Source organism: Anaerococcus martiniensis (assembly GCF_043187485.1).
In the GTDB taxonomy this organism is placed as follows: Bacteria; Bacillota; Clostridia; order Tissierellales; family Peptoniphilaceae; genus Anaerococcus; species Anaerococcus martiniensis.
On the sequence record NZ_CP171106.1, the window covers coordinates 1,501,148 to 1,519,193 of the forward strand.

Below are 18,046 nucleotides of genomic sequence, written 5' to 3' on the forward strand. Positions count from 1 at the left end.
GCAACATTATAACATTATTTTTAGAATATGAAAATATTTTCATAAATAATTTGTTGGCAAAAATCATTCAAAACTATTAATAAATTTAAAGATTATTTTGTAATAAATATTATATTAGAATAAGTAAAAATGTTTTCATATGCAAATAGGATTTTTGACAAAATAGTTTATGGTAATATAATGATAAATGAAAATTAATATGAAATTGTAAAAGAGGAGTAAATTGTAAGTGCTTTTAGAGAAAAGATGGTTGGTGCAAATCTTTAGCTACAAGCTTTTGAAGGTTGCTTTTACATAATTTCAATGTGGTACGCATAAGTACATTAAGAGTCTTTTAATTTAAAAGGAATTTAGGTGGTAACGCGATAACTCGTCCTAGAGCTATGGCCTTGCCACCTTTTTTAAATGAAAACTTAAAGGAGAAATAATGGAAACAAAATATAATCCTAGTGGATTTGAAAAAGAAATCTATAAAAAATGGGAAGATGGTGGATATTTTAAAGCAGATGTAAACAGGGATAAAAAACCATTTACTATAGTTATGCCACCACCAAATGTTACAGGTCAATTACACCTAGGACATGCTTTAAATAATACAATCCAAGATATTATCATTCGTTACAAAAGAATGGCAGGTTTTGAAGCACTTTGGATACCAGGAACAGACCACGCATCTATATCTACAGAAGCAAAGGTAGTTGGCAAAATTCGTAGTGAAGGCCATACAAAAAAAGAATTAGGACGTGAAAAATTCTTAGAAGAAGCCTGGGCTTGGACAGAAGAATACGGCGGTACTATCAAAAGACAACTTAGAACTATCGGTGTTTCTTGTGATTGGGACTATGATAGCTTTACTATGGATGAAAACCTAACCCGTGCTGTAAAAAGAGTTTTCAAAAAAATGTACGATGATGGTTTAATTTACCAAGGTAATCGAATTGTAAACTGGGATCCAGAAGCAGAAACTGCTATCTCAGATGCCGAAGTTTACCATGTAGAAAAAGAGGGCAATCTTTGGTACATCAAATACTTCTTTGAAGATAGTGACGAATATATTACAATTGCTACAACCCGTCCAGAAACTATGTTTGGGGACCTTGCAGTTGCAGTAAATCCAGAAGATCCTAGATTTAAAGACAAAATAGGCAAAAATTTAATTTTACCAGTAGTTGGAAGAAAAATTCCTTTAATTGAAGATGAATATGTAGATATGGAATATGGTACAGGTTGTGTAAAAATCACTCCAAGCCATGACCCAAATGACTTTGAAGTTGGAGAACGCCACAATCTAGGCCAATGTGTAGTAATAGATACAAAAGGCCATATTACAGATGATTATGGAAAATATTCTGGCCTTGATAGATACGAAGCTCGTAAACTTTTAGTAAAACAATTAGAAGATGAAGGCTACCTAGAAAAGATTGAAACTTTAACCCATGCTGTAGGATACAGTGAGAGAACAAATGTTGTTATAGAACCACTTATTTCTAAACAATGGTTTGTAAAAATGGATGAACTTGCAAAAATGGCGGCAGATGTTTATCAAAATGGGGAATTAAAATTAATACCTGATTCTCTAGGAAAAACCTATATGAACTGGCTAAATAATATCAGAGACTGGACAATTTCCCGTCAATTATGGTGGGGACATAGGCTTCCAGTATTCTATACAGATGATGGAGAAATAATAGTTTCAGAAGATGAACCAGATGAAAATGGCATACTAAATGGAGTTCATGTAAGACAAGAAGAAGATACACTTGATACATGGTTTTCATCAGCCTTGTGGCCATTTGCAACCCTTGGTTGGCCAGTAGAAAATGAAAAATTAGATTATTTTTTCCCAACAGATATTTTAGTAACAGGTTATGACATCATATTCTTCTGGGTTATTAGAATGGTATTTGCATCTTTATATACTACTGATAAAATTCCTTTTGACCACGTATTATTTACAGGACTTATCCGTGATCCACAAGGTAGAAAGATGAGTAAGTCTTTAGGAAATGGTGTAGACCCAATAGATGTTGTAAACGAATACGGAGCAGATGCGCTAAGATTTACTTTAATTACTGGAAATAGTCCAGGAAATGATATGCGTTATGATGAAAAAAGAATCATAGCTAGCCGTAACTTTGCCAACAAATTATGGAATGCAACTCGTTTTGTTTTAATGAATATAGACGAAGGAGATGACCTAGACTTCTCTAAAGTAGAAAATTTTGCCTTAGAAGATAAGTGGATTTTAAAACGCTTAAATAATGTTATAGAAGAAGTTACAAAAAATCTTGAAAAATATGAAATTGGTCTTGCAGCAAGCAGAATAGAAGATTTTATATGGGAAGAATACTGTGACTGGTACATTGAATTTGCAAAATTAAGATTAAATGCAGATGATCAGGCAGCTAAGTCAGATGTAAAAAAAGTTTTATTATATGTACTAAATAAAATGATAGCCTTACTTCATCCATTCATGCCATTTATCACAGAAGAAATCTACTCAGCCCTACCAAATAAAGCTGATATGCTAATAGTAGAAGAGTGGCCAAGATTTAATCAAGATTTTGAATTTATAAGCGAAGAAGCCACAGTAAACTCAGCTATTGAAGCAATTACAGCTATCAGAAATCAAAGAGCAACCCTAAATGTAGGGGCAAAAACCAAACAAGATTTAATAATCCTTGCAGAAAATGAAGAGTACAAAAATCTACTAGAAAATCTAAAAGGTCAATTTAAAAATCTTGCAAATTCTAACCAAGTGGATATATATCTAAAAGAAGAATTTGATGGAGATAAAGAAAACCTAGTAAATCTAGTATTTAATGAATTTTCCGTACTAATGAGCCTGGATGACTTGATGGATTACGAACAAGAACGCGCACGTTTAAAAGATGAAATAAAAAAATTAGAAAGCGAAATCAAAAGAGCAAGTGGTAAGTTAAATAACGAAAACTTCGTAAGCAAGGCTCCAGAAGCTGTTGTAAATGAAGAACGCGAAAAGCTTTCTAATTATGAAGACTTACTAGAAAAAACAAAGGCATCATTTGAAGAAATCAAGGATAAGTAATGTACGAAGATTTTTCTTATATATATGATAAATTAAGTTTTGATTTAGACTACGAAGGCTATGCGAAAAATATCTTAAATCTTGTAGATAAGTACAATATTAAAAGAGAAAACATGCTAGAGCTTGCTGCAGGCTCTGGTATGCTTACTCATTATTTTTTTGATGAGTTTAAGAATATTGATGCCTTGGATATTTCACCAGATATGCTAAATGTTTTTGCTGAAAAATATGATAATGACAATGTAAATTTGATTTATTACGATATGGTCGAGTTTGAAAATCCTGATAAATATGATTTGATAGTAATCCTACTTGATTCTATAAATTATGTAACCGATCCAAAAGAGCTTCAAAAACTTTTTGATAATTGCTATAAAAATCTTAAAGATGGTGGTCTTTTGGTATTTGATATAAATTCAGAATACAAAATGAAAGAAGTTTTTGGTTCAAATTGTTATGTTTATGAGTATGAAGATATTTTATATACTTGGGACAACTTTTATGAAGATGATTTGATAGATATGCATTTGAACTTTTTTGTAGAAAATAAAGATGGTTCCTATGATAGGATTTACGAATATCAGTTGGAACGAGTGTATACTGTAGATCAAGTAAGTCAAAAAGTAAAAGAAGCTGGCTTTCATGATATAAAAACCTATGATGAAGATGATTTTGGTCCGGTTAAAGCAGATAGTTTACGAATTTTATTTAGTGCAGTAAAGGAAAATTAATGGCAGAAGGAATTGTAAAATTTTTTGATAATAAAAAAGGATATGGTTTTATAAATGCAGACCAGACAGATTATTTTGTGCATTTTTCTAGCATAATATCTGATGAAGATTACAAGAGACTATCTGAAGGTGACAAGGTATCTTTTGAAATTATAGACCAGCCACGCGGTCCTTCTGCTATAAATGTAGAAAAATTGGAGGATTAGTTATGAACTCATGGTTGCTTCCACTTATAATAATCGTTTTATTTCTACCACAAGTTCACTATTTAAAAAAAACAGAACACTACAAAAGAATAAAAAATGGTAGTAAGTGGTTTGTAAAGCTAAAACAAACTTTCGATGACCATAGTGAAATGTACATTACAAATACAGACGGTCATGATATTTTCGTAAGATTATATGAAAATGAAAATTCAAAGGGAATTGTACAAATTGTCCATGGTATGGCCGAGCATTCTTACAATTATTTAGATTTTATAAAATTTTTAGTAGATAATGGATACACAGTTATTGCCCACGACCATAGGGGACATGGCAAAAGTATTTCAGAAAAATATCCTAATGGCTATATGAGATTATCTGAAGAACTAATTGATGATACCTATGTAGTAAATTCATTTATAAATAATAAGTATCCGGATTTACCTATTTATATGATAGGTCACTCTATGGGATCTATGATAGCTCGCATGTACTTACAAAATTATGATGATACTATAGAAAAATTAGTTCTAATAGGTACAGTCGAGCATAATAAGATAGCTCCTTTTGGTGTATTTTTAGGAAATATAATAAGCTTTTATTTTGGAGAATACCAACCAGCAGTTCTTACCCCACTTTTGCCAGGGGATGGAGATGATACTTGGATATCATATAATATGGATAATGTTATAGAAAAAAGAAATGATAGTTTTAGAATCTTTCAGTTTTTAGAAAGAGCTGTTGTAGTAATTATTGATCTTAATAACAAGATGAACAAAGTCTCTAACTATCAATTTAAAAACCCAAGATTAAAAATTCACTCAGCAACTGGAGCAGATGATATAGTAACAGGGGCTAGCCAAGGGATAGAGGATTCAATTAGTACCCTAAAAAAAATTGGCTATGAAAATATAAGCTATAAAGAATATGATCACATGCAACATGAAATCTTAAATGAAAAAGATAATGACATAGTTTATCAAGAAATTTTAAATTTTTTAAATAATTAAAAAACTCCTAGCTAGGGCTACGAGTTTTATCTTACCATTTTATAATCATATAGTCTGACACCTGGGGCGATTGTTATATCAGAAAAGTTAGCATGTGTTAGCAAATCAGCAGCAAATTCACTTCGCCTAGTTGATCCACAATAAAGGACTAGAGGCTTTTCGGCTTTTATTTTATCAATATTTTCCAAAATTTCATCATAGGGAATATTTATAGATCCCGGCACGTGGCCATTATCATATTCTTCTCTAGTCCTAACATCTATTATAAAATATTTTTCTAAATTATTTTCCAGTTCATTCCCGCTTATTAATTTGTATTCCATATTTTCTCCTTAAAATCATTATACCCAGAAAATCAATTGCTATAAGTCGCTGAGTTTTATATAATAAATAATGAATATAAAATAAGGAGTTCATAATGAATTATATACAATTAAACGAAAATATTCACAAAGAAGTAAAGGATTTAATCGAAAAGGTGAAGTCTTCTACAGCTAAGACAAAAGAAAATGCCTTTTATGAAGTATATGCACTTTTAGCAGGCCACCACGAGGCTGAAGAAAAAGTAATTTTTCCAAAAGCACTAGAAAAATGTGAAAAACAAGATGATAAAGACACAACATTAGAAATGCCAGAAGAACATTCTTTAATCATGTTTCAATTAGGAGTTTTAAATAATACTCCCTTTGATAATGAAACATGGGATGCAAAATTTAGTGTACTTGAAGAAGTAGGTACCCACCACATGGATGAAGAGGAAGAAGAATTTGCAAAAGTAGCTAAGAAATTATTTACTGAGCAAGAATTGGAAGAGTTAGGCGATCAAGTAGAAAAAGAAATGAATGCCATCAAAAAAGAATGGATAGATAAACTTAAAAAGTAAAAAAAGATAGTTTTAGTCTTTTTATTTTGTAAGTATTTTAGCATTATTTAACATACATTACATTGACTTTTTATAAAAAATATTTTATTATTATACAATATTCAATAGGAGGATTTATATGGAATATTTAAAACTTATAGGTATTCTGATAATTGTACTTGGATTTATTTTCAAATTAAATATCGTATTTACAGTTATATTATCAGGATTTGTCACAGCTATGGTTGCTGGAATTTCTATCCCAGAATTTCTAACCATACTTGGCGAAAATTTTGTAAATCAAAGAATAGTAACTCTATTTATCATAACCCTACCAGTAATTGGTTTATCTGAACAATTTGGTTTAAAGCAATCAGCAGAAAAATTAGTTAAAAAACGTGAGAATCTATCATCGGGTGCTTTATTCAGCGTTTACTTAGTCTTTAGGGAACTAGCAGGATTCTTATCTATGAGAATCTATGGTCTAGTACAATTTGTAAGACCAATCATTTTCCCAATGGCAGAAGCAGCAGTAGAAAAACAAAATGGAAAGTTAACTCCAGAACAAAGCGAAAAATTAAAAGCACGTGCTACATCCATGGAAAACTTTGGTAACTTTTTTGCTCAAAATACTTTTATTGGTGCAGGTGGTGTACTTTTAATTACCGGTCAAATGGAATCATTAGGTTATCCAGTGACAAATGCAGACATTGCATCAAAATCACTACCAATTGCTATAATTTGTTTAGTACTTGGAGTTATTAAAAATATAATTGATGATAGAAAATTAAAGGAGGCTAAATAATGCAAACAATATTTGGAATTCCAACAGCAGACTTTTTCCCAATGTTCTTAGAGTTTATATTTGTGTTAATAGGCCTACAATTTTTCTTTACAGCATTTAGGGTAGCAATATCAGAAGATAATGAAAAGAAATTTACAACAGTATTGTTCTGGCTTGTCCTAGGTACACTTTTTACCTTTGGAAAATTAATTCCTTCCATTATTTCTGGAATATTAGTAGTAATCATCGGAATTATTTCACTGATGAATGGAATTATGGTAAAAGGTGCCATCGTTAATGATCAAAGAGTAGAAGTAGAAGGTTCAGACAGACTTGGAAACAAAATATTTATCCCAGTTATAGTTATGGCAGTACTTGCAATTATCCTTGCAAAACTTATCCCAGATTCTTCATCATCTATCCTTGGTTTTACAGCAATAGTTGCAATTATTGTTGTAATGGTTATGACAAAATCAGGCTTTGGTGATATGATGAAACAATCTGATAGAATGGTTCAACAAGTAGGGGCAGTTGCAATTTTACCACAGCTTTTAGCAGCCCTAGGAGCTATCTTTGCAGCAGCAGGTGTTGGTGATGTTATCGCATCTATAATAGGTGGTATGATACCAACAGTAAATCCATGGACAGGATCTATAGCTTATGTACTAGGTATGGTAATATTTACAGCAATTATGGGCAATGCCTTTGCAGCCTTTACAGTAATCACTGCAGGAATTGGTGTTCCATTTGTAATAGCCCAAGGAGCAGACCCAGCAATTGCGGCAGCACTAGCCATGACAGCAGGATATTGTGGTACACTTATGACACCTATGGCTGGTAACTTTAACGTACTTCCAGTAGGATTATTAGAAATGAAAGATGGAAATGGGGTAATAAAAGAACAAGCTCCATTTTCAATACTTATGATCATAGCCCACATACTATTAATGAGATTTTGGGCATTTTAGGAGGAATTTATGAAAATTTTAGTAACAGGATTTGACCCATTTGGTGGAGAACCAACAAATCCAGCTATAGAATCAGTAAAAAGAATAGATGACAATATCGAGGGAGCAGAAATAATTAAACTTGAAATACCAACAGTATTTCATAAAGCTGCAGACGTTGTTGAAGAAAAAATCAAAGAAGTAAAGCCAGATGTAGTTTTATCAATCGGCCAAGCAGGTGGTAGATATGGTATTGCAGTAGAAAGAGTTGCAATAAACCAAGATGACGCTCGTATAGAGGACAACGAAGGTAACCAACCAATCGATGTAGTTATCAGAGAAGACGGAGCACCAGCATATTTCTCAACCCTACCAATCAAAGCCATGGTAGAAGAAATCAAAAAAGAAAATCTACCAGCAAGTGTATCAAACACAGCAGGAACATTCGTATGTAACCACATTATGTACCAAGATTTATACTTAGCTGAAAAATATGGAGACATAAAAGCTGGATTTATCCACGTTCCGTTTTTAACAGAACAAGTAGTAGATAAAAAAGATACTGCATCAATGAGCCTTGAAGATATTGTAAAAGGACTAAATGCAGCAATCCGTGCAATAGTAAAATATAACGACAAAGAAGACTTAAGCGTCACAGGCGGAGCAACCCACTAAAAAAAAAGACCCCTAAGGGGTCTTTTAAAATACAAAAATAGGGGTATATTCTATAAAAGAAATAAAGGAGCATCAATATGGAAAACAATAAAGAAAAATTAGCATACGAAGCAGACGACCTAGAAAAAGAAGACAAAGCAAACTACGAAAAAACAAATGAAGAGATTGAAAAGATTAAAGAATATCAAGAGTCAATCGTAGAAGACGTACCAATGAGTAACGGTGAAAACTGTGGTATTGTAGAATTCGAAGGCCAAAGAATCAATACTTGCAAAGGTGAAAAAATAGTTAAAAAAGGATACGAAAATCCTGACAACTAATTCAAGGAGTCGAAAATGTCAGACAAAAGATTAGAAGATGATAGGCTAAGGCAAGAAGACGAAAACGTAAAAGAAAGTGAAAGACTCGGTAGAGTAATAACAGACCTCCAACATGGAACAGGTATTAACGAAGAGTCAGATTTTCATAATGACTTAGAAGATCAAATCAGACAAGACATCGGTATGCAAGGTAATGATTTTTCTAATGATTACAATGCAGAGGGCAACTTAGAAAATGAACTAAAAGAAGATGTAGGACTTTTGGACGACCAAATAGATAAAGATATAAGTGAAAGATAAATTAAAAACTAGAACCCTTTGTTCTAGTTTTTTTAATTGCTAAAGTATACTACAAAAAAATTGTATAGAAATTATGAATTTTTGATAAAAAGAAGTATAATGATTCTAATTATTACCCTATAATGTACAAAAAGCTAAAACTAGCTCAAAACATTGAAAATTAAAGAAAGTTAGAAAATCAAAATATAGTAAGAAAGGTGATAATATGTCTACTAACAAAGCAAAAAAGAAAAATAAATTCATAATTGGTTTGTCATCTACTATGCTTGGAGCAGTAATGCTAACAGCAGGCCCCGATGCCCTAGCTGCAAAAGAAAGCGTAGTTGATACCATCAATGAAAACAAATCCATAGCAGATGCAGCTGGCGAAGAGTATTTACAACCAGTCGTAACAGATGTAGAAACAGAAAAAACTAGCAAGGATGAATCACAAGCAAGTGATGCAGAAAAAACAGAGGAAGACAAAGCAAATGTAGCAACAGATGCTTCTATTGATGCTTCTATTAATGATTCTAATAATGCTACCGAAACTCCAACAGAAGCAGAAACTGGACTAACAGAAGAAAAAACTCAATCAGAAACTCCAGTAGGAGAAACATCAGAAGAACAATCTGAGCCTGAAAGTTTAGAACAAAATGAAGCTACTCAAAAAGAAGAAAATACACCGGCTGCAGAAGAAACTGCAAGTAATAACGATGTAGCTAATACAGAAGCTACATACAGCGCAGAAACTAGTAAAACAGATGACCAATCACCTGCACAAACAAATGATGAAAGCCCAACAAACACTGAAAATACAGAAAATTCTGAGGCTGTAGATACTAGTGCAGAAGAAAAAAGTACTGAAGAAAAACTAGAAGCTGACAAAGCAAACCCAGATGCTGATGCTGACGAAGATGCGACAGCAACTGAAAATAATGAAACACAAAGCCAATCACCACAAGAAACACCAGCTGGTGATGAACCTACTAGAAATCCAGAAGCAGGATATAGCCCAGAAGAAACACCTACAGGGGATAAACCTGCAAATGACAGCAGTGAATCTAGCGATACACCACAAACTAAAGAAAATGCTGAACTTTCAGAATCAACTGAAGGCACAGAGCCTCCTAAAAAGCAAACTTTTGCTGCAGGAGATTCCCCACTTACAGAAGAAGGAGCAGAAATAGCACCTGGTGAATCTGTAAAAGATAGTGAAGAGAAAGTAGAAGATGCAAAAGCCTACAATTTAAATTCACAAGTTCCTGATGGCTATAAGAAAGTAGATGATGCAATAAGCTATCGTCTAGTTAAAGCTAACCCAAAATATAAGGATAAAGGTTACTTTGAGATTGCGATTAGAGTCGACACTACTAATAGGGCCATTGATGATCTGTACTACAATGATAGTTTTGACTTTACAACAGGTGTATTAGATCAAAGTTCAATTAAATTCAAATCTAAAGGAGATAAACTAGCTGGAAAAGAGGATGCTGTTAACTTTGAGCCGACTAGTGATCTAAATGTGAGTCCATCAGGAAGAAGACTGTTGAATTTGAACTATACTATGACGCCGGAAGATTTAAAAACTATCAATGAAAGAAAAGGCGAAACTATTTTTGCAATATCTGGTAGATACACAACTCCGCCGCCAGAAAATGCAAGTCAGTTTGGGGCAAGCACCAATGTTTATGGCCATCTAATACCGTATCCTAATGAGAACAATGATGGAGATATCATTAGTGTAAACAAAAGTTCAGTAAATGGAAATGACAAGCTAAACGATATACCTGTTACTGAAGAATCTCCAAATCGTGGTATAGAGAAGGGTGTATACGACACAGGTATTACCATAGATAACTTGTATGCTTATGACAGTGATGACAACCTGTTAGAAGATAATTCAAACCGTATTACAGGTAGGGTTTATACAAGAGCTGGTAAGGAGCTAGACGATGTAAGAGTGTTTTATGATGGCAAATCTGTCAAGCTAAAGCTACCAGAAGGAGCTATAAAAGATCAAAACTCTGTTTTTAATGGAGACCTAAAAGATTATAAAGACCTAGAAGTAGAACTATTTATTAGACCTAGAACAGATGAAGAAATATCAACCCTTTATAAAGACTATATAATAGATTCTGGATTAGATGCTCCTGAAGATGCTCCTGATGTAGAATCAGGATCAAAGACTGTAACTAATGAACCTGCTAATGAGGCGGGCACAGATACAAAAACAGAATCTGTCACAGTAAATACCTATGATAGGGTAAGATATGATAACTTCAACACACTAGGTAGGTTTGAAATCTCATTAGATGACCAGTCAAACTATGACGTAACTCACTGGAAAGATGGAAAAGACAACACCGATAAGGTTACTAAAGTCACAGCTGGTAAACCGACGACTATAGAAGAAAAATACAATGCCTATAACTCTGAACTAAAATCAGATCTTGATGCTGCTATAGATGATGAGATCGCTGAAAGAGAAGTTGATACCAGTACACTTATTAAAGTTAATGATACAACTTATAAGACTCGTAATGACTGGAAAATAGAACTTGATGAGAAAAACATCATAGTGACACCACCTAGAAATGCTGAAAAAGGTGACGAGACCTCTTTACCTGTAAACTTCAAATTTTCAAATGGTTCAGAAAAAAACTTTAACCTTAGTTTTAGAGTAGATAAAGAAGTAATAGATACTCCAAAATATGATGTTAAAGTAGATGAGCCAAATACAGAAATATTTAGCCGACCTTTCTATGATGGAGATTTAGATACTGTTCCACCGGATAGAGTGGTATTGAATTCAAAATTCAACGAAGATGACCATGGTAACCTATGGAAAGTAACTATAGATGAAGAATCAGGTGAAATTACTGCAAAAACTCCAGGTGAAGTAAATGGGGAATATACACTAAAAGTACCAGTGACTGCCTACTACGAGGATCCAGAGCTAAAGGATGAAAATGGTAATCCACTTGTCTATACGAGAAAAACCTATGCAGAGTTTAGAACGAAGGCTACAAAGCCATATGAGAGAACATATACAGAAAAGGAACCTATATCATATCCTGTAACAATCCAACAAGATCCAACCATGGAAAATGGTAAACAAGAAATTGTTCAACAAGGAAAAGACGGTGTAAAAGAAGTAACCTATAATCAAAAATATAATAATGATGGTACAAAAGATGGTGCTCCTACTGTAGTAGATGAGAAAGTATTAACTGAAGCTACAACACACATTATAAAAGTAGGAACAAAAACAGAAAACACCAAAACTATTACAGAGACCATCCCATTTGATTATAAAGTAGAATATGATGAAAACCTTGAGGCTGAAAAATACGTAATAGAACCAGGTACAAATGGTACAAAGACTACTACATGGAATATCGTAAACTCTGAAATAGTAGGAGAACCTAAGGTAGAAACTACTGACCCAGTACAAGGTATTATCAGAGTAGGTAGCAAGGACTTTACTGGTGATGTTACCCACAAAGATAAGGAAGAAATTCCATATAAGGTAATCACTAAAGAAAACCCAGACCTAGCAGTTGGAACAACTAAAGTAACTACTCCAGGTGAAGTCGGTACAAAAGAAGTAACTTATACACTACCAGTTAGAAATGGTGCGATAGACTCTCAAGATGGAAAAACTATTACATCTACAGAAAATATAACTAAAAAACCAGTAGATGAAGTAGTAGAAATCGGTACAAAACCTATTGAAGAAACTGTAGAGATACCATTTAACACAGAATATAAATATGATGACACTCTAGAAGCTGGAGAAATTAAAGAAGAAACTGCTGGTAAAAATGGTGAAAATAAAGTAGTTACATCATATGACCCAGCGACTAAGTCAGCTAAGATGACTGAAGAAGTAGTAACAGAACCTACTAATAGAGTAGTAAAAGTAGGTGGAATGACAAATGGTACAGAAACTGTAACTGAAAAAGTACCATTTGAGGTAGAAGTTAGAAAAAATCCTGCACTTAAAAAAGGTGAATACAAAGTTATCCAAGATGGTGTAGTTGGAGAAAAAGAAAAGATTCTTACAATAGAAAATTCAAAAGTAACAGACACTGCTGAAGGTAAAACTATTACAGAATCTAAGAATCAAATCATAGAAGTTGGATCAGCTGACTTTACTGGAGAAGTAACTCATGAAGTAACTGAAGAAATTCCATTTACTGTAAAAATAGTAGAAGATCAAACTATGGCACCTGGTACTAGCAGGGTAGAAACAAAGGGTGAAGCTGGCTCAAAAACTACTAGATACACCCAAGCTATCAAAAATGGTGCAGCTGATGGTGAACTAAAATCTGAAGAGATAGTAAAAGATACTACAAAAGCTCCTGTAGAAGAAGTGATCCATGTTGGTACTGCTCCAGTAAATAGTGAAGATACAGCTACAAGTGGAGATGTGCCGGTAGATATCAGATACACTTATGACCCAACCAAAGAACGAGGTACTGCTGAAAAAGGCGCGTTCACACCTGGTAAAGTAGAGACAATCATAAAAAATGAGTACAATCCAGAAACTGGCAAGATTGAAACCACAACAGAAGAAACTGTTACAAATGCTAAACAAGAAATCATTGTAGGTACTAAAGACTACACTGGAACATTTGAGCATAAAGAGACAGAACTTACACCATTTAAAACTGAAATCATACATGACCCTACACTAAAAGCTGGGGAAACAGTAACTGACCAAGTAGGTGTAAATGGAGTAAAAGAACGTACAATAACTCAAAACTTCACAAATGGAGATGTAGCTAAAAAATCATACTCTGACTGGAATACCGTATCAGAAGTGAAAAATGAGATTATAAGAGTAGGTTCACTAACTGAGGGGACTAAAAAACACGAAGAAGCTATTCCATTTGATTACAAAGTAGAATATGACCCAGCTATTCCAGCTGGTGAATACAAAATCACTCAAGAAGGTAAAGATGGTAAGAGAACTACTGAATGGACAATAGAAAACTCTAAAGTAGTTGGAGATCCTAAAGTAACAGAAGAAGCTCCAGTAGATGCTATTATAAAAGTTGGTAACAAAGATTTTACAGGAGTTGTGACTCATACTGAAGACTTTACTATCCCTTACAAGGTGGAAATCAAAGAAAATCCTGACCTACCAGTAGGTAAAAGAAACACTATCCAAGAGGGAACTGACGGATCTTATAAGATAACTTATAAACAAAACATCAAAAATGGTGAAACTACTGGAGAACTTACAAAAACTGAATCAGAAAGAGTAGAAGCTCAAAACCAAATTATAGAAATTGGTACAAAACCAGTCGATCCAGTAGAAAAAGATGTAAGCACTCAAGTAGGCGTAGAAGTAGAAATCAAAGATGATCCAAACCTTGATTTAGGTAAGTCTAGAACTGGTGAGCTAATTCCAGGAAAAGTAGAAAATGTTGTAACTACAAAATACGATCCTGCTACTGGAGAATTGATAACTAGAGAAGATAAAAAAGTTACACCAGCTAAACAGATTATATATGTAGGTACAAAAGACCTAGAAGGAACACAAGAATTTGTAGTAACTCAACCAGTTCCATTTGAGACAGAATATATTGAAGATTCAGCATTAGAAGCTGGTAAAACAGAAATAAAACAACAAGGTCAAAATGGTTCAAAAGATGTAACATATAAAGCAGAAGCTAAAAATGGAGAAGTTACTAGCCACAAGGCAACAGAAGAAATTACTAAAGAGCCAGTAAAACAAATTATCAGAGTTGGTACAAAATCAGAAAAAACTAACACTGAAGTAGTAAAAGAAAATATTCCATTCAAAATAGAATATGAATATACAGACGAGCTAGAAGCTGGAAAAATTGAAGTAAAACAAGAAGGCGAGCTAGGCGAAAAAACTACTACAACTACGACTACTATCGTAAATGGTACAGAATCAACTGATAAAAATGAAGAAACTACAAAAGAGCCAGTAAAACGCATAGTAAGAGTTGGTACAAAGATAGATCGACAAACTACTGACGTAATTGGTAGCGAAACTACTATAATCCCATACAAAACTACTGTTATCTATGACCCTAACCTAAAAGCAGGAGAACAAGTAGTAGATACAAAAGGGGAAGATGGAGAGCGTAAGATAACAGTTACTGTTCCAGTAAAAGATGGTGTAGCTGGAGATCCAGTAATTAAAACTGAAGATATTAAAAAAGCAGTAGATGAAGTAATTAGAGTAGGTACAAGAGATGACTCTTCTAACTATGTGTCTAATACGAATGTAATTACAGAAAATATTCCATTTGAAACTAGATATGAAGAAGATCCTAACCTTCCAGTAGGAGAAACTAGAATAGAAACTCCTGGAGAGTTTGGTTCTAAAACTACTACAACATCTACTACTATCGTAGATGGAGAATCTAAAACTTCTACTGATGAAAAAGTTACAAAAGAACCAGTAGTTCAAGTAGTAAAAGTTGGTACAAAACTTAAAGAAATACCTGCTCAAAGCCTAGAAACAACTAAAACTGAAGAAATTCCTTACACTACTATTATTAGGGAAAATGAAAAAATGCAAGTTGGTTCTAGCAAAGTACTTGAAAATGGTGAAAACGGTGAAACTACAATTAAAACTACTGTGGATGTAGAAAATGGTGTAGCAAAAGCTCCAGTTATTTCAACTGAAATTACAAAAGAAGCTAAACCAAGAATTATAGAAGTTGGTACAAAACCAATCGAAGAAAAAGTAACTGAAAAAGTTCCGTTTGAAACAGAAGTCATCTTTGATAATACCATGCCACTAAATGAAAAAAGTGTTAGTGGTGGAGTAGCTGGTGAAAAAGTAACCACAATCACTCATAGATATGAAAATGGTCAAATAGTAACTACAAAGGATGAAAAAACTACAGTAAGTCCAACAAAACAAATTGTTAGAGTTGGTACAAAAACTGCGCCAGGCGAAACTAAAGATGTTGAAAAGACTATAGAAGTAGAAGTTCCATATACTACTGAAATCATCTATGACAATACTCTACCAGCTGGCACTGAAAGTGTTGTTGAAGATGGTGAAGTTGGAACACGTACTATTACTTTTAAAGTACCAATTAAAGAAGGTATAGCGGGTGATGCAGAAATTATCCAAAATGAAGTAACTACTGAACCTAAAGCTAAAAAAATAAAAGTTGGTACAATGAGAACTGACACAGTGACTACTATTACAGAAACAGTAAAACCATTTGAAACTGAAATAGTATATGATGATACTATGGAAAAAGGTACATCTAAAGTTACTCAAGAAGGAAAAAATGGAATTGAAACCAAAACTATAGTAGCAACTGTTATAAATGGAGTAACTCAAGAAAATCCAGCTGTTAAAGTTAGTGAAACCGGGCCAACAAAACAAATTATAACTGTTGGTACAAAATGTCCGGATCAAAAAACAGCAATTGATACAGTAGTTGAAGAAATAACACCATTTGAAGTAAAAATAATCTATGATGATACCTTAGAAAAAGGTAAAGAAGTTGTAGATACTGAAGGACAAAATGGTATAGATAAAGTAACTTATACAACTACAGTAGAAAATGGCAAAGCAGTTGGCGAAGCTAAGAAAACAAATACACAGCATATCCAAGAAAAAATTGATAAAGTTATTAGAATTGGAACAAAATGTCCTGAGTCACCAAAAACTCCTGAAACTCAAAAGGGAGAATCAAAGGATGTGGTAAGTACAACAATAGTTGAAATTCCTTTCGATACAGAAATCATTCAAGATGATACAATCGAAGCTGGAAAAGTTATTGAAGAACAAGCTGGACAAAAAGGTGAGCAAACAATAACAACAGCTGTTAATATAAAAGATGGGGTATCAAGTGAGCCAAATGTTACAAGTGTAGTCACAAAAGAACCTATTAAGAGAATTGTAAGAGTAGGTACTAAGAAAACTCCTGGCAATGATAAACCAGAGACTACAATTAGAACTGAAAAGATACCTTTTGAAACAACTGTAATTTATGACAATACATTGCCTGAGGGTAAGCAAGTTGTATTACAAGAAGGTGAAGAGGGCATAAGAACAATTACTACTACAGGTGATAAGGTAAGTGAGCAAATAACTAAAGCTCCAAAACCTCGTATTGTAAGAATAGGTACTAAAAAAATAGAGGACAATAATACACCAAGTCCAAGACCTATACCAAATCCAATACCATCGCCTAACCCAGATTCTAGTGATGATAACATCATTGATGAACCTACAAGACCAGTAGAGCCATCAAATCCAATTGTTGAACAGCCTAACCAACCATCTTCTGATCCAGAATTAGACGATGATGATGATATTGTAGATAATGACAATACTATTGATAATGTTGATGATGAATCAACAGAAAATGTTAATGAACCATCAAATACTGATGATGAAATAACAGATTTAAAACCATCTGATGAGCCTATAGACTCTGAGAAAGAGGATATAGAATCTTCTGATACAGATATAGCTAATACAAAAGAAAATAGAGAGTCTTCAGATGATGATATAGCAAATGTAAAGGAAAAAAGATACTCCGAAGACCAAGCTATAGATGGGGTAAAAGTTCCAAATAGCGTGGAAAAAATTGATAATGAAAAAATTACAAAGTCTACCACTAATCCAAAAACAGGTATAGGAGGATCTGCTAAAGTTACTGCTACACTTGCAGCTAGCTTGATAGGATTATTTGCTAGTAAAAAGAAAAAAGAAGATGAAGAAGAGTAAGAATTATTTCTAAAATTCTTAATAAAAAAGACCCTAAGTTTTGATAAACTTAGGGTTTTTCTTTGCAAAATATCACAAAAAAAGATGGACTATCAAGCCCATCTTTTTGATTATTAATCTTATTAGTTATTTGTTTTTTCTGTAGCTTCTTCTTCAGCTTCTGTTGCTGCTTCATCAGCATTTTCTTCAGCTTCTTTAGCTTCGTCAGCTGCTTCTTCTGCTTTGTTTTCAGCTTCGTCAGCTTTGTCTTCAGCTTCTTTTGCGTCTGTAGCTTCGTCTACTGCTGGTTCTGTAACAGTTGTATCTGTTGTTGGTTCAGCTTCTTTTGTTTCTGCATTGTTTCCACATCCTGCAAATGCGAATGTTCCTGCTAACGCTAATGCGATTAATTTTTTGTTCATAATACTCTCCTTTTTTGTTAA

General features: G+C 33.4%; 13 protein-coding genes. 11 read left to right on the forward strand and 2 right to left on the reverse strand.

Annotated elements, in window-relative coordinates; translation table 11 throughout:
* Positions 1-427 precede the first annotated feature (427 nt).
* The 4 genes from ACF3NF_RS07360 to ACF3NF_RS07375 are packed head-to-tail and all read left to right on the forward strand — an operon-like array spanning position 428 to position 5,011.
* Positions 428-3,067: a valine--tRNA ligase gene (locus ACF3NF_RS07360; RefSeq protein WP_394022964.1), complete on the forward strand. Its 2,640-nt coding sequence runs from the start codon at positions 428-430 to the stop codon at positions 3,065-3,067.
* A complete protein-coding gene (locus tag ACF3NF_RS07365; protein WP_394022966.1) occupies positions 3,067-3,798 on the forward strand; it encodes a class I SAM-dependent DNA methyltransferase in 732 nt (243 codons plus the stop codon). Before ACF3NF_RS07360 ends, ACF3NF_RS07365 begins: the two co-directional genes overlap by 1 nt.
* The gene (locus tag ACF3NF_RS07370; RefSeq protein WP_316283443.1) at positions 3,798-4,004 is read left to right on the forward strand and encodes a cold-shock protein; all 207 of its coding nucleotides are present in this window, start codon (positions 3,798-3,800) and stop codon (positions 4,002-4,004) included. The genes ACF3NF_RS07365 and ACF3NF_RS07370 overlap by 1 nt, the downstream gene beginning before the upstream one ends.
* A 2-nt stretch (positions 4,005-4,006) precedes the next feature.
* The gene (locus ACF3NF_RS07375) at positions 4,007-5,011 is read left to right on the forward strand and encodes an alpha/beta fold hydrolase (RefSeq protein ID WP_394022969.1); all 1,005 of its coding nucleotides are present in this window, start codon (positions 4,007-4,009) and stop codon (positions 5,009-5,011) included.
* A gap of 26 nt (positions 5,012-5,037) precedes the next feature.
* Here ACF3NF_RS07375 and ACF3NF_RS07380 read toward each other — a convergent pair whose 3' ends face one another.
* Positions 5,038-5,334 carry a rhodanese-like domain-containing protein gene (locus ACF3NF_RS07380; RefSeq protein ID WP_394022971.1) on the reverse strand — a complete coding sequence of 99 codons (297 nt, stop codon included), beginning with the start codon at positions 5,332-5,334 and terminating at the stop codon, positions 5,038-5,040.
* Positions 5,335-5,429: 95 nt separating this feature from the next.
* Here ACF3NF_RS07380 and ACF3NF_RS07385 point away from each other — a divergent pair, with 95 nt between their 5' ends.
* The 7 genes from ACF3NF_RS07385 to ACF3NF_RS07415 all read left to right on the forward strand — a co-directional run bounded on the left by ACF3NF_RS07385 (position 5,430) and on the right by ACF3NF_RS07415 (position 17,624).
* On the forward strand, positions 5,430-5,894 hold the full coding sequence (locus tag ACF3NF_RS07385; RefSeq protein ID WP_394022973.1) for a hemerythrin domain-containing protein: 465 nt from the start codon (positions 5,430-5,432) through the stop codon (positions 5,892-5,894).
* 118 nt (positions 5,895-6,012) lie between these two features.
* Positions 6,013-6,678 carry a DUF969 domain-containing protein gene (locus ACF3NF_RS07390; RefSeq protein ID WP_394022975.1) on the forward strand — a complete coding sequence of 222 codons (666 nt, stop codon included), beginning with the start codon at positions 6,013-6,015 and terminating at the stop codon, positions 6,676-6,678.
* A complete protein-coding gene (locus ACF3NF_RS07395) occupies positions 6,678-7,625 on the forward strand; it encodes a 5-oxoproline transporter, DUF979 family subunit (RefSeq protein WP_394022977.1) in 948 nt (315 codons plus the stop codon). The genes ACF3NF_RS07390 and ACF3NF_RS07395 overlap by 1 nt, the downstream gene beginning before the upstream one ends.
* Before the next feature lie 9 nt (positions 7,626-7,634).
* Positions 7,635-8,279, forward strand: a complete 645-nt coding sequence (gene pcp / locus ACF3NF_RS07400; RefSeq protein ID WP_394022979.1) for a pyroglutamyl-peptidase I — start codon at positions 7,635-7,637, stop codon at positions 8,277-8,279.
* A gap of 77 nt (positions 8,280-8,356) precedes the next feature.
* A complete protein-coding gene (locus ACF3NF_RS07405) occupies positions 8,357-8,599 on the forward strand; it encodes a hypothetical protein (RefSeq protein ID WP_394022981.1) in 243 nt (80 codons plus the stop codon).
* Between the two features lie 15 nt (positions 8,600-8,614).
* Positions 8,615-8,899 (forward strand): hypothetical protein, encoded by a 285-nt coding sequence (locus tag ACF3NF_RS07410; RefSeq protein WP_394022983.1) that lies wholly within the window; start codon positions 8,615-8,617, stop codon positions 8,897-8,899.
* Between the two features lie 205 nt (positions 8,900-9,104).
* Positions 9,105-17,624: a G5 domain-containing protein gene (locus ACF3NF_RS07415; RefSeq protein WP_394022985.1), complete on the forward strand. Its 8,520-nt coding sequence runs from the start codon at positions 9,105-9,107 to the stop codon at positions 17,622-17,624.
* Positions 17,625-17,746: 122 nt separating this feature from the next.
* Here the strand turns inward: ACF3NF_RS07415 and ACF3NF_RS07420 are convergent, their stop codons facing one another.
* Positions 17,747-18,025: a hypothetical protein gene (locus ACF3NF_RS07420; RefSeq protein WP_262122619.1), complete on the reverse strand. Its 279-nt coding sequence runs from the start codon at positions 18,023-18,025 to the stop codon at positions 17,747-17,749.
* Positions 18,026-18,046 lie beyond the last annotated feature (21 nt).